This window comes from Burkholderia sp. 22PA0106 (assembly GCF_047497155.1).
In the GTDB taxonomy this organism is placed as follows: Bacteria; Pseudomonadota; Gammaproteobacteria; order Burkholderiales; family Burkholderiaceae; genus Burkholderia.
Genome location: NZ_CP163162.1, coordinates 2,127,290 through 2,139,398, shown reverse-complemented (window position 1 = coordinate 2,139,398; position 12,109 = coordinate 2,127,290). Strand labels below are relative to the sequence as shown.

At 70.1% G+C, this 12,109-nt stretch carries 12 protein-coding genes; 8 read left to right on the top strand and 4 right to left on the bottom strand.

Annotated elements, in window-relative coordinates:
- Positions 1-41 precede the first annotated feature (41 nt).
- The 6 genes from AB4850_RS09110 to AB4850_RS09085 all read left to right on the top strand — a co-directional run bounded on the left by AB4850_RS09110 (position 42) and on the right by AB4850_RS09085 (position 5,706).
- Complete coding sequence (locus AB4850_RS09110; protein ID WP_414439494.1) at positions 42-779, top strand: hypothetical protein; 738 nt, start codon at positions 42-44, stop codon at positions 777-779.
- Positions 780-1,077: 298 nt separating this feature from the next.
- On the top strand, positions 1,078-1,872 hold the full coding sequence (locus AB4850_RS09105) for a DUF4118 domain-containing protein (RefSeq protein WP_414439493.1): 795 nt from the start codon (positions 1,078-1,080) through the stop codon (positions 1,870-1,872).
- Position 1,873: 1 nt separating this feature from the next.
- Positions 1,874-2,791, top strand: a complete 918-nt coding sequence (locus AB4850_RS09100) for an alpha/beta hydrolase (protein ID WP_414439492.1) — start codon at positions 1,874-1,876, stop codon at positions 2,789-2,791.
- A complete protein-coding gene (locus AB4850_RS09095) occupies positions 2,792-3,583 on the top strand; it encodes a MipA/OmpV family protein (protein WP_414439491.1) in 792 nt (263 codons plus the stop codon). It begins immediately after the preceding gene.
- Between the two features lie 164 nt (positions 3,584-3,747).
- Complete coding sequence (locus AB4850_RS09090) at positions 3,748-4,509, top strand: 2-keto-4-pentenoate hydratase (protein WP_414439490.1); 762 nt, start codon at positions 3,748-3,750, stop codon at positions 4,507-4,509.
- A 153-nt stretch (positions 4,510-4,662) separates the two neighbouring features.
- The gene (locus AB4850_RS09085; protein WP_414439489.1) at positions 4,663-5,706 is read left to right on the top strand and encodes a sulfonate ABC transporter substrate-binding protein; all 1,044 of its coding nucleotides are present in this window, start codon (positions 4,663-4,665) and stop codon (positions 5,704-5,706) included.
- Positions 5,707-5,827: 121 nt separating this feature from the next.
- Here the strand turns inward: AB4850_RS09085 and AB4850_RS09080 are convergent, their stop codons facing one another.
- Positions 5,828-6,820, bottom strand: coding sequence for an aliphatic sulfonate ABC transporter substrate-binding protein (locus AB4850_RS09080; protein ID WP_414439488.1), 993 nt, complete (start codon positions 6,818-6,820; stop codon positions 5,828-5,830).
- A gap of 117 nt (positions 6,821-6,937) precedes the next feature.
- Positions 6,938-7,513 (bottom strand): flavin reductase family protein, encoded by a 576-nt coding sequence (locus AB4850_RS09075; protein WP_414439487.1) that lies wholly within the window; start codon positions 7,511-7,513, stop codon positions 6,938-6,940.
- A gap of 259 nt (positions 7,514-7,772) precedes the next feature.
- Between AB4850_RS09075 and AB4850_RS09070 the strand changes: the two genes are divergently transcribed.
- Complete coding sequence (locus AB4850_RS09070) at positions 7,773-8,642, top strand: AraC family transcriptional regulator (protein WP_414439486.1); 870 nt, start codon at positions 7,773-7,775, stop codon at positions 8,640-8,642.
- Between the two features lie 34 nt (positions 8,643-8,676).
- Here the strand turns inward: AB4850_RS09070 and AB4850_RS09065 are convergent, their stop codons facing one another.
- Complete coding sequence (locus tag AB4850_RS09065) at positions 8,677-9,138, bottom strand: DUF2000 domain-containing protein (RefSeq protein WP_414439485.1); 462 nt, start codon at positions 9,136-9,138, stop codon at positions 8,677-8,679.
- Between the two features lie 138 nt (positions 9,139-9,276).
- Complete coding sequence (locus AB4850_RS09060; RefSeq protein ID WP_414439484.1) at positions 9,277-10,557, bottom strand: Nramp family divalent metal transporter; 1,281 nt, start codon at positions 10,555-10,557, stop codon at positions 9,277-9,279.
- Positions 10,558-10,917: 360 nt separating this feature from the next.
- On the opposite strand from AB4850_RS09060, the gene AB4850_RS09055 reads away from it, so the two are divergent.
- Positions 10,918-12,102, top strand: coding sequence for an ATP-binding protein (locus AB4850_RS09055; protein WP_414439483.1), 1,185 nt, complete (start codon positions 10,918-10,920; stop codon positions 12,100-12,102).
- Positions 12,103-12,109: the final 7 nt, after the last annotated feature.

The window sequence follows — 12,109 nt, the reverse complement described above, 5'->3', positions numbered from 1 at the left end:
TTTTTCCCGGCGCCGCGCGCCTTGCGCGTCCGGCGCCGGCCGTGTCGCGTCGTTTTGTGGCGGGGCCGGCGGGCCGGCGGGAGCGCGCGGCGGCCGTCTTCGCGGCGTTGGCCGCGGCCCTGGCGCTGTCGCTGGCGGCGCGCCCGGCGCGGGCCGACGGCGTCGATCTCGCGGCGTCGCGGTTCCAGTCGATGCTGAGCTGCGCGCCTAACGCGCACTGGCCGTCACCGGCCGAGCGTACCGCCTGGCGTGGCGCGGGCATGGCGTTCGTCGGCTATGCGCATGACGGCAGCGTGGTGGTGGACGCCGGTCGCGACGCGCCGGCCGATCGCTGGGAGGAGATGCGCGTGCGCTTTCCGCGCCCGGTTGCGATCGAGGGCTTGCCCGTTACCCAACTGCATCTGTCGCGGCAGCAAAGCGGCGACACCGAAGCCGATTACGACTTGACCGTCTACGCCGAAACCACCGGCGAACTGGCCGCCTTCGCCGCCGCGCGTCGGCTGGTGCCGATGCCGTCGGCCGTGCCGGCCGGGCTCGACATCGGCAACAACATGGAAGACGGCCACGCCGCGGGCTTCCACGCCAGCTACCTGCACTGGGCCGCACCGCTCTCGAAGCTGCAGGCCGAGGCGCTGGCCGAGCCGGGCAGCACCTATCTGCCGGGGGCGCACCGCTTGCCGTCCGCACGGTTCGCGGGCGCGCTGGCCGGGACGACCGGCCGTTTCGCGTTCGGCTGCGTGGTGTTCGGGCCGGACGTCACGCCGATCGACGGGATGTAGACGTTCCGCCGGCAGGCCGCGCACGCGGCTTGCTCGGGCGGCCGCGTGCCGGGCGTGCGTCATGCCCGCTCAACCGGATGCGGCCACAACATGTGGCGTCGCAACACCCGGCGGCGCGGGCACCGATGCGCATCGGTCCATCCGCCTCAATGCAAAACGACACAAAAATTGACGATGACGTGTCAACACATGCGGCAAGCTGCGCGGCATCTCAGAAGTTAAAAACATCGTGTCGTGTTTGCCAAAATCCAGACAAAACTCGGTACCATTCCAGCGTTTTTTGCACGATCCGAGAGCCATGAAAGTTCGAAATGCGAGTCTGTGGGCGCCAGCCGGCATGCGGCGCTGGGCCACTGCGGCCAGCGCGCTGTCGCTCGCGATCGCGGTGCGGCTGTCCCTGCATCCACTGCTCGGCCCGATCATGCCCGGCACCGCGTTCGCGATCGCGGCCGTGCTCGTCGAATACTATCTGGGCCTCGCGCCGGCGCTGACGGTCATGCTGCTCGGCCTCGCGATCGCCGATTTCCTGTTCGTGCCGCCGTACTGGTCGATCGATGCGGTCGCCACGATCACGCGTGGCGACGTGGTGCTGCTGGTGTCCTATCCGCTCATCACGCTGCTGGTGATCGTGCTGGTCGAGCGGCTGCGCCGCGCGCAGTATCGCGCTCAGCTCGTCACGGCGGTGGCGCAGTCGCGCTACGAGATGCTGCTGCGCCAGGACAACGAGCGCGCGCTGGCGCGCCGCGCCGTCGACGAAACCCACCGCCTGCTGCGTCACCTGGCGCAGCACCAGCAGGACCTGATTCTCATCAAGGCGCTCGCGCGCGACGCGATGCAGCGCGCGCAGGTCGGCCAGAGCGTCGATGCGCCGCTGCCGTTCGACGGCGAGGTCGCCCCCGGCCGGCTGTTCCAGGAAGTGCATCCCGACGATGCGACGCGCGTGTCGCACACGCTGTCGGCCGGCAGCCATCGCGTGCGCATGCAGGTGTCGGCGCAGGCCGGCGATTTCCGCCTGACGCAGTGCGTGTGCGAGCGCTTCACCACGCACGCCGGCGATTTCCTGGTGCTGCGCACGACGCCGCAGGAGGCTTGAGATGAACGCGAACGACATCGGCCAGGCTTCGCGCCCGTCGGGCGCCGCGCCCATCTTCAACGAAGGCGATGGCCACGCGGTGCTGCTGCTGCACGGGCTGTCCAGCTCGCCGCTCGAACTGCGCTATCTGGCGCGTTATCTGCACGACGAAGGCTTCACGATCAGCGCGCCCGTGATCGAGGGCTACAGCGCCGGCTCGACCGAGCTGCCGATGGAGCGCTGGCTGGAGGGCGCGGTGCGCGAGTACGACGCGTTGGCCGCGCGCTACGAGCGCGTGTCGATCTGCGGGCTGTCGATCGGCGGCGCGCTCGCGCTGCGGCTGATCCGCGAGCGGCCGGGCGCGCAGGCGCTCGCGCTGCTGTCGCTGACGCTGACCTACAACGGCTGGGCGATCCCCTGGTATCGCTTCATCCTCGATCTGGCGTATTACACGCCGCTGCGCCATCGCTATCGCTACCGCGAGGCCGAGCCGTTCGGGCTGCGCAACGAGGCGCTGCGCGCCAAGATCGCGCGCGCGATGGAGCGCGATTCGTTCAGCGAGGTCGGCCCGTCGGAAATTTCGCTGCCGGCGCTGCACCAGGCCAACCGGCTCGCGCGTCAGGCCAGCAAGGACGTGGAAAGCATCGAGAACGACACGCTCGTGATCCACGCGATCGACGACGAAACCTCGAGCCCGCGCAACCCGAATTCCATCATCGACCGGATCGGCGCGAGCTTTTTGCGCACCATCTGGCTCGACGATTCGTATCACATGATCACTTCCGATAACGAACGGGAAATCGTTGCGCGCGAAACCGCGCTGTTCCTGCGTGAGAGCGAGATTGCACACGGCGCCGGCGCGGGGTCGCCGCCCGTCGTGTCGAAAGCGCTCGCGCGGCGGCTGCGTCAGCTCGCGGCGGTAGCCCGCAAGACCAAATAAATGAAGCCAGTTTCGATTCCCGCGAAGGCCGCCTGCGCGGCCGCCGTCATGTTGCTCGCCTCGCACGCGCAAGCCGATTCGGATACCGACGCCACCGCCAGCGCGTCGCCGTGGAAGATCACCGTCGGGCCGGGCGTGTACGTCGCGCCGCAATATCCGGGTTCGCGCCACCTGAAGGCCTATCCGTTCCCGGCGCTCGACATTTCCTACCGCGACCGCTTCTTCTCGCAAGGGCCGGACGTGCTCGGCTGGAACGTCGTGTCGAACCCGAACTATCACCTCGGCATGGCGGTCAGCTTCGACTTCCAGTCGCGCGACGCGAAGGACGACCCCCGGTTGCGCGGGCTGCCCGACGTGCACGACGGCCCGAAGCTCAAGCTGTTCGCCGACTACACCGTGTGGGCGTTCACGGGCGCGCTGGCGGTGTATCGCGACGTGGTCGGCTACGGGCAGGGCACCACGGCGAGCGCCGATCTGTATGCCTCGCTGCCGCTCAAGGGCTGGCTGTTCTCGATCGGGCCGGGGCTGACCTGGGCCAATGGCGCGTACACGCGCACGCTGTTCGGCATCTCGCCGGCCGAGAGCGCATCGTCGGGGCTGCCGACCTACGGGACCGGCTCGGGCGTGCGCGACGTGCACCTGAATTTCTACATGACGCACGACTTCTCGCGTCACTGGGTCGGCACCCTCAATTCCACGCTCGGCCGCCTGCAGCGCTTCGCGGCGAACAGCCCGGTGACCGAGCGGCGTACCGAGTGGACCACCTTCGCCTCGCTCGGTTACCGGTTCTGAGCCGGGGCGCGGGCGGAACCCCGCGCGCCGCAGCAGCGGCGGAGTCGGCCAATCGCCGGTAGCATGTGGCGTTGACGCGCGTGGCGCGGGCGCGGCGATCCGCACGGCCCGCGTCGTGCGCCCGGGTTTTGCGCCTTTCTCCTTTCTCGGAACCACCGACCGCGATGAACGACTCCCTTTCCCTTGGCCGCCTGCTCGCGCAGGCGCACACGCACCACACGCAGATCGACACGCTGCCCGAAGGCGTCACGCCGGCCGACGCGAATGCGGCCTACGACCAGCAGCACGTGCTGATCGAGGCGCTCGGCGGCGCGATCGGCGGCTGGAAGGTCGGCGCGAAAACGCCGGACGGCCCGGCGCAGGCCGCGCCACTGCCGGCGCACGGCGTGACGCAGGGCGATACCTCGGTCTACACGGCCGACGCGGGCCGTCCGTTCGGGCTGGAGCTGGAGATCGCGTTCCGGCTCGGCCGCCGCTTCGAGCCGAGCGACACCGCCTATTCGGACGCCGAGGTGCTCGGCGCGATTGCGGGGGTGGGCGCGACCATCGAGGTGGTGGGCAGCCGCTTCGCGAAGCATCCCGACGTCGATCGTCTGGCCCAACTGGCCGACCTGCTGAGTCACGCGGCGCTGGCGTCCGGCGAGTTCGTGCCGTATCGCGACGACCTGCCGTTCCTCGCGCCGTCGCTGTCGTTCACGTTCAACGGCCTGCCGCTGTTCGCCGGCACGCCGGGCAACCCGGCCGGCGACCCGCGCCGGTTGCTGCCGTGGCTCGTCAATCACGTCACCGTCGCGCGCCGCACCGCCATCACGCCGGATCAGATCCTGACCACCGGCACCTACGTGGGCCTCGTGCGCGCCGCGGGCAGCGGCGTGGCGATCGGCGAGATCGCCGGGCTGCCGCCCGTCACGCTGACGATCGCCTGATCGTCCGTCCGCCGCTATCGCATCGTCTCGATAAGCATTGCAGCAATTCGGATTTGGCTTGCGCGCCGGTTTGATTACCATCGGCGCTCCGGCCGGCCGCTTCCGGCGGGCCGCCGCGTTACCGCAAACCGAACCACGGATACCAACACGACGATGCGACACGGGCACCCGAATTTCCCCAGCGACGATTCCGATCTGACGGCGCCCGGCGCGGCGCGCCGCGACTGGCTCAAGGCGGTGGCCGCCGCCGCATTGGCGCTGGCCGGGCCGGCCGCGATCGGCGCGGGCGGCCTGGCCGCGCTGGGCGCGAGCCGCGCTGCGCTCGCGGCCGGCGATACGACGCTGCGCATCGGCTATCAGAAGTACGGCAATTTCGTGGCGCTGAAGGCACGCGGCTCGCTCGAGAAGCGGCTCGCGCCGCAGGGCGTCACGGTGCGCTGGATCGAATTCGCGGGCGGCCCGCAACTGCTCGAAGGGCTGGCGGCGGGCGCGGTCGATATCGGCACGGTGGGCGAGACGCCGCCGATCTTCGCGCAGGCCGGCAAGGTCGATTTCGTCTATATCGGCGCGGAGCCGCCGGCGCCGAAGGGCGAGGCGATCGTCGTGCCGCACGATTCGCCGATCCGCCGCGTGGCCGACCTGCGCGGCAAGAAGGTCGCGCTCAATCGCGGCTCGAACGTTCACTATCTGCTGGTCAAGGCGCTGGAGGCCGCGAAGCTCGACTATCGCGACATCCAGCCCGTGTACCTGGCGCCGGCCGACGGGCGCGCCGCGTTCGAGCAGCACGCGATCGATGCCTGGGTGATCTGGGATCCGTACCTGGCCGCGGTCGAGCGCCAGACCGGCGCGCGCACGCTGCGCAACGGCGAGGGCCTGGTCAGGAATACGCAGTACTACCTCGCGAGCCGCGCGTTCGCGAACGCGCACGCGGACCTGGTGCACGCGGTGCTGGCCGAGATCGATGCGACCGACGTGTGGGCGCGCGACCATATTCCGGCGCTGGCGGCGCAACTGTCGCCGCTGGTGGGGCTCGATGCGACCACGCTCGAACTGGCGCTGGGCCGCGCGAGCTATCAGGTCGAGCCGATCACCGACGCCACGCTGGCCTATCAGCAGCAGATCGCCGACGCGTTCACGGCGCTCAAGCTGGTGCCGGGCAAGCTCGACGTCACGCAGACGCGATGGGCCGCGCGCTGAGCGTGGCGGGGGCGGTTTGCGCCGCCCGCTTTGGTGCCGATTGATCGTTGCGCCTGCAACGAGATGGCATGAACCGACATGGCGCGCAGCCGGCTGCGCGCCGAACCTCAGGCGCCAAACCTCAGGTGCCGGCCGGCACGGCCTTGCGTGCCGCGAAATCCCAGCGCAACGCCTGTTTCGTATCGACGCGCACCGGCAGCAGGCCGGCGTTCCTGAACGTATCGGCGATCTGTTGCTGCTCGCCGTAGTTGGCCGGCAGCACCGCGCGCACGAGGTAGCTGCGGCGCGCGTTGGCGCGTGCGATGGTGGCGGCGTCGAGCCCCCAGATCGGCGCGAGCACGGCCGCGGCCTCGTCCTGATGCGCGCGCAGCCAGATGCTTTCCTGCGTCAATGCGTCGAACAGCGCCTTCACCACGTCGGGATGGGCGGCCGCGTAGTCGGTCGAGGCGAGGTAATAGCGCTGGTACGAGGCCAGCCCGTTGCCGTCGGCCAGCACCTTGACGTCGGGGCGGCGATCGACCGATGCGACGTACGGGTCCCACGTGATCCAGGCCGCCACGCTGCCGCGCTCGAACGCGGCGCGGCCGTCGGCCGGCGTCAGGTAGTGGACGGACACGTCGGCGGGCGTCAGCCCCGTCTTGGCCAGCGCGGCCAGCAGCAGGTAATGGCTGCCGGCGGCCTTGGTGGTGGCGATGTCCTTGCCCTTGAGCCCGGCCAGCGAATCGATGCCGCTGTCGCGCTTGACGACGATCGCCTGCGCGGACGGCGACGGCGCTTCCTGCGCCACATACACGAACCGCGCCTGCGCGGCCTGCGCGAACACCGGCACCGTATCGGCCACGTCGGCGCTGAAATCGACCGCGCCGATGTTGAGCGCCTCGGTCAGCGGCAGGCCGCTGGCGAACTCGTGCCATTCGACGCGCGTCTGCAGCGGCGCGAGCGCGCGGTCGAGCGTGCCGCGCGCCTTCAGCAGCGTGATCAGCGTCGACGATTTCTGATAGCCGATGCGCAGCACGTTGGGCGCGGGCTGGGCGGCGCGCGCGAACGGGCCGGCGGCGGACAGCGTCAGCGCGAGCAGGGAACGGGAAAAGGCGCGGCGCGTGAGTCGGGACATGGAGCGGATTCCTGGAGCATGAGCGGTCAACGAATCCGCTAACGTAACGGTTTCGGCTGCTGCAGCGAACCGATCATTTCAGCTATCGATATCCGCGCGCGGACTATTCACGCGCCGTCAGATATCGACCTGAAACCCCTTCCAGTTCAGCATGTGCTCGCGCAGGTCGAACACCTCGCCGTCGGCGGCGAACGTGCCGTCGCCGCGATGATGGAGCACGCGCCGTTCCTCGCGCGCGTCGTCCACGGCGGCGGCCACCGCGCGCAGCACGAACAGGTCGTGGCGCTCGGCGAGCGTGTCGTCTTCCACCACGCACTCGATGTTGTACAGGCAGCCGGCCAGGCGCGGCGGCGCGACCCGCTTCGACGGCCGCGCGGTGAGGCCGAAGCGCGCGAACTTGTCGACGGCCGCGCCGCTGCAATTGCCGATGTCGACCACGGTGCGCACCCAGTCCGCGCCCGGCACCGCGAGCACGCATTCACCCGTCTCGCGCAGCGCGGCGTGGCTGTGGTCCCACGGGCCGACGATCGCGCCGATCAGCGGCGGCGCGTGGCGCATCACCATGTGAAAGCCCATCGTCATGACGTTCGGGCGTTCGCCGTCGTGCGTGACGACCAGCACCACCGGGCCGGATTCGAGCAGGCGGTAGGTTTTCGACGGATCGATCTCGCGCAGGGCGGGTTGGGCGGGCATCTCGGGAGCCTCCATCGGGGTAGCGCGGGGGACGCGCCGGTTGGGTCCGCCGATTGTCGCGTAGTGTGCTCGATGGCGCAGGGGCCGTGCGCCGATGGGTCGGACGGTCGGCGAGTCGGCAAGTCAGTAAATCAGTAGACCAGTGGATCGGCGGTTCGGCCGGCCGCCTCGCAGGCCCACCGGCCGACTGGAAAACGCATGCCCGTGGATGGTGTACATTGGCGCGACCTTCACTCGTCAGCCTCCGCCGCCCCCGATCATGAACGCCCGAAGCGCCCGCCCGGCCAGGGCGCCGGACCCGAAAACCGACGTACGCATCTGGCGCGCGCCCGAGCTGGCCGCCGACCTGCTGCACGGCGATTTCCACGATTTCTCCTACGACGTCCACACTCACGACACGGCCTGCTTCGCGCTGATCACCGAGGGCGCGATCCGGATCCGCATGCATGGCAGCGAGTTCGTGGCCAAGGCGGGCGACCTCTACGCGATCGACGCCGACGCGCCGCACGCCGGCTGGCCGGTCGACGCGAGCGGCTGGCGGCAGCGCACCGTCTACGTGCGCACCGAGCATCTGCGCTCGCTGCTGGCCGACGGCGGCGCGGCCGAGCGCGGCGCGGCGATTCGCGGGCCGATCATCGGCGACGCGCGGCTCAACGCGTTGTTCTGCCGCGTGCATCGGGATTCCGAGGTGCAGGCCGATGCGCTGCGTCGCGAGGAGCGTTACCTGCGGTTTGTCGCGCGCCTGTTCGAGCGGCACGTGCACGAGCCGCTGGTGCCGCGCCAGGCCGGCGCGGAGCCGCAGGCGGTGCGCATCGCGCGCGAATTCCTCGATCACCGGCTCGACAGCCAGGTGCATCTCGACGAGATCGCCGGCGCGGCCGGGCTGCCGGTGTTCCGGCTGTTTCGCGCGTTCGAGCGGCATCTCGGCATGACGCCGCATGCCTATCAGCGGCAGGCGCGGGTGCGCTCGGCGATCGCGCTGATGCGGCTCGGCCGGCCGCTCAGCGAGGTGGCCGCCGCCACCGGTTTCGCCGACCAGGCGCATCTGACGCGTTCGTTCCGCCGCATGATGGGCGTCACGCCGGGCGTGTTCCGCGATGCGGCGCTCGGGCGGCGGCGCGGCGCCTGAGGCGCGCCGCCCGCTGGCTTCGACTCCGATCCGCCTACTTCAACAAACCGAGATTCGCGACGATCTTGCCGATCGGTTTGCGCGCGCCTGCCAGCGCGACGCCGACATAGCGCAGCGTGGCCGTGTCGACCAGCGCCACCGCGTCGCGGAACGCCGAATAGTCGGTGGTCTGCTGGCCCTGCACCGGGAAATCCACCACGTCGCAGCCGGCCGCCACGGCCTTGTCGCGGATCGCGGGCAGCGCGTCGGCGTCGGCCGCCAGCACGGCGATGCCGATCGGGATCAGGCCCGGATGCGCGATGCCGCCGGCATCCACCAGCGGCGGGCCGACCAGGGCCGGGTGGCGCTGGCCGATCGTCAGCGCCAGCACGGCGGCGGCGTTGGCCGCGCGGCCCGGCGGCAACTGGCTGTCGACCACGATCACGCAGCGCTCGGGCGAGACCGGGGCGGCGGAGGCGGTTGGGGTGGCAGAAGAAGGGGAAAGGTCCTGCGTCATGCGGATGTCCTCCGGCTATCGATGAGGACCGCATTATTCGGGCGGGCGCGGCGGGTGTCTTGAACGCCATTGCACCGGCCGCCGAGCCGCCGCTTTCGTCCCTTTCTCTGCTTTGCCGTTTTGCCGGCACGGCGCGCCTCAGCCGGCCCAGAGCTGCCAGAGCAGCGCCACGTTCAGCACGAGGATCAGCGCGGTGCTGGCCCAGGTCGCGGCCAGCACCGCGCCACGCACGCGCCAGCGGCCCATCAGTGCCGGGTCGGACGCGAAGCGCACCAGCGGAATCACGGCCAGCGGCAATTGCAGGCTCAACACCACCTGGCTGGCCACCAGCAGTTGCGCCGAGCCGTGATCGCCGAACGCCACCACGGCGGCCAGCGCCGGGCCGATCGCCAGCGCGCGCGTGAGCAGTGCGCGGCGCGTGGCGGTCATGCGCAGCTTCAGGAAGCCTTCCATCACGATCTGGCCGGCCAGCGTGCCCGTCACCGTCGAGTTCAGGCCGCAGGCCAGCAGCGCGGCGGCGAACAGCAGGCTGGCCCAGTCGCTGCCGACCAGCGGCGCGAGCAGGCGGTGGGCGTCGGCGAGGTCGTCGATATCGGTGTGGCCGCTCGCGTGGAACACGGCGGCCGCCACGATCAGCAGCGCCGCATTGATCACGAACGCGAAGCCGAGCGAGCCGAACGTGTCGTAGCCGACGCCGCGGATCGTGTCGGCGATCGCCGCGTCGCGGTCGTCGCCGGCGGGCGGCACGTGGCGCTTGACCAGCGCCGAGTGCAGATACAGGTTGTGCGGCATGACCGTCGCGCCCACGATGCCGGCCGCGAGCCAGACCATCCCCGCGTTGCGCACCAGTTCCGGCGAGGGCGCGAAGCCGCCGAGCACGGCGAGCCAATCGGGCCGGGCGAGCGCCACTTCGGCGACGAAGCACAGCGCGACGAACAGGATCAGCGCGGCGACGCAGATCTCGAGCGTGCGATGGCCGCGCCGCTGCAGCGCCAGCATCGCGAACGTGCCGACCGCCGACATCAGCACGCCCGCCAGCAGCGGCACGTGCAGCAGCATTTGCAGCGCGACCGCGCAGCCCACCACCTCGGCTACGTCGCAGGCGATGATGGCCGCCTCGGTGGCGAGCCAGAGCACGAACGTGGTGCGCGGCGCGAGGCGCTCGCGGCACAGCTCGGCCAGATCGCGCCCGGTCACCACGCCGACGCGCGCTGCCACCCATTGCAGCAGCACCGCGATCAGGCTGGCCAGCGCGACCACCACCAGCAGCCGATAGCCGAACTGCGCGCCGCCCGCCAGCGCCGTGGCCCAGTTGCCGGGGTCCATGTAGCCGACCGCCACCAGCGCACCCGCGCCGGCGAAGCGGGTCCACGGCGTCGGCGGGCGAAGCCTTGGCGCGGGCGAGGGAAGGGAGGGCATCATCGGATCGGACATGGGTTCGGGGCCGGTCAGGTCCGGCGGGTCAGGTCAAGCATAGTGGCGAAACGGAAATCATGTTCAAGAATGATAATTATTCTCATTCGTGTTTGGCAATCGAAAATATCGATCGGGGGGATAGAAAGCGTTCGAGGAGAAAGCGGGGGCGGGGTTGGGGCGTCGTGTGGGGGCGGAGGGCGGGGGAGCGGGACGGCTGGCGCGGTCGGGCGAGGCGCGCGATGAATGCGCCGCCTCCGGGCGATGGCGGCGCAAGTGCCGGACCTGTCGGATCGATCGCTTTACAGAGATTTATCCAATCCGGATAATTATCCAGTCTGGATAAAGCTGGATAAGGAGGTTCGAATGGGGCGCGATCAACAGGTCTATCACCGGCCGGATTACGCACGCGACATGGCGCGGCAGTTGTTGCGGCCCGGGCCGCTCGAGGTCAATGTGCGCTCGGGCGTGTTCTTGTCCGGTATTCGCCGGATCGGCAAGACCACCTTTCTGCGCGAGGATCTCGTGCCGGAGCTGGAGCGCGAGGGCGCCGTGGTGATCTACGTCGATTTGTGGGCCGATCCGTCGAAAAACCCGATGAACCTCGTGCTGGAGGCGGTGCGCGCAACGCTGGCAGCGCTGGCCGATGCGTCGTCGTCGCTGCTCGGCCGCTTGTCGCGCCTGAAGGGGCTGAACCTGGGGGCGGCCGGTTTTTCGTTCGGTTTTCAGATCGATGCGGTGGGCGAGGCCGGGGTGGGGGGCGCGACGCTCGCGCAGGCGTTCACGGCGATCGTCGATGCAGCGCGCACCGACGTCGTGCTGATCGTCGACGAAGTGCAGCAGGCGATGGGCGCGGAGGGCGGCTCCACGCTGATGCACGCCCTGAAGGCGGCGCGCGATGCGGTCAACACGCGGCCCGGCACGCCCGGCTACCTGTTGTTCCTCGGCACCGGCTCGCATCGTTCGTTGATCACGGAGATGGCCACGCGCCGTTCGCAGCCGTTCATGGGTGCGCAGGCTTCGATCTACGCCCCGCTCGACGAGGCCTTCGTGGCCTGGAAGCTGGCCGCGATCCGCGCATTGCCCGGCGCGGCCATCCCGTCGTCCGAGGTTGCAGCGGACGGGTTCCGGCTGCTGGGCTGCCGTCCGGAGGAATTGACCAAGGCGCTGGTCCAGTTGCAGGACGTGGTGCGCCAGCGCGGGCTGTCGGCCGATCAGGCCTTTCCGGTGATTTGCGACACGCTCGCGCAGGCGATGGCCGATGTCGAGATGCGTGCCGTGGAGGATTTCGGCGTGCTCGGGCAGGCCGTGTTCGATCTGATCGCGCGCAACGATGCCGATGCCGTGTCGGGGTTGTTCGGCCGCGCGGCGCTCGAAGAATACGCCGCCTGGACCGGCCGCGAGGTCGAGCCCAGCCACGTGCAGAACGTGATCGACAAACTCGTCGAATCGAACCTGATCGCGCGCGCCGGGCAGGGGGCGTACCGCGTCGTCGATCCGTTCGTGCGGCAATACTGGCGAGGCCGCGCGGCCCTGCTGCGCGGCCGGTAGCCCGCTC

Bases quoted from the DNA above. Each gene is read 5' to 3' on its own strand.
- AB4850_RS09105 (WP_414439493.1), top strand. From the start codon at position 1,078: ATGAAAGTTCGAAATGCGAGTCTGTGGGCGCCAGCCGGCATGCGGCGC.
- AB4850_RS09100 (WP_414439492.1), top strand. From the start codon at position 1,874: ATGAACGCGAACGACATCGGCCAGGCTTCGCGCCCGTCGGGCGCCGCG.
- AB4850_RS09095 (WP_414439491.1), top strand. From the start codon at position 2,792: ATGAAGCCAGTTTCGATTCCCGCGAAGGCCGCCTGCGCGGCCGCCGTC.
- AB4850_RS09090 (WP_414439490.1), top strand. From the start codon at position 3,748: ATGAACGACTCCCTTTCCCTTGGCCGCCTGCTCGCGCAGGCGCACACG.
- AB4850_RS09085 (WP_414439489.1), top strand. From the start codon at position 4,663: ATGCGACACGGGCACCCGAATTTCCCCAGCGACGATTCCGATCTGACG.
- AB4850_RS09080 (WP_414439488.1), bottom strand. From the start codon at position 6,820: ATGTCCCGACTCACGCGCCGCGCCTTTTCCCGTTCCCTGCTCGCGCTG.
- AB4850_RS09075 (WP_414439487.1), bottom strand. From the start codon at position 7,513: ATGCCCGCCCAACCCGCCCTGCGCGAGATCGATCCGTCGAAAACCTAC.
- AB4850_RS09070 (WP_414439486.1), top strand. From the start codon at position 7,773: ATGAACGCCCGAAGCGCCCGCCCGGCCAGGGCGCCGGACCCGAAAACC.
- AB4850_RS09065 (WP_414439485.1), bottom strand. From the start codon at position 9,138: ATGACGCAGGACCTTTCCCCTTCTTCTGCCACCCCAACCGCCTCCGCC.
- AB4850_RS09060 (WP_414439484.1), bottom strand. From the start codon at position 10,557: ATGCCCTCCCTTCCCTCGCCCGCGCCAAGGCTTCGCCCGCCGACGCCG.
- AB4850_RS09055 (WP_414439483.1), top strand. From the start codon at position 10,918: ATGGGGCGCGATCAACAGGTCTATCACCGGCCGGATTACGCACGCGAC.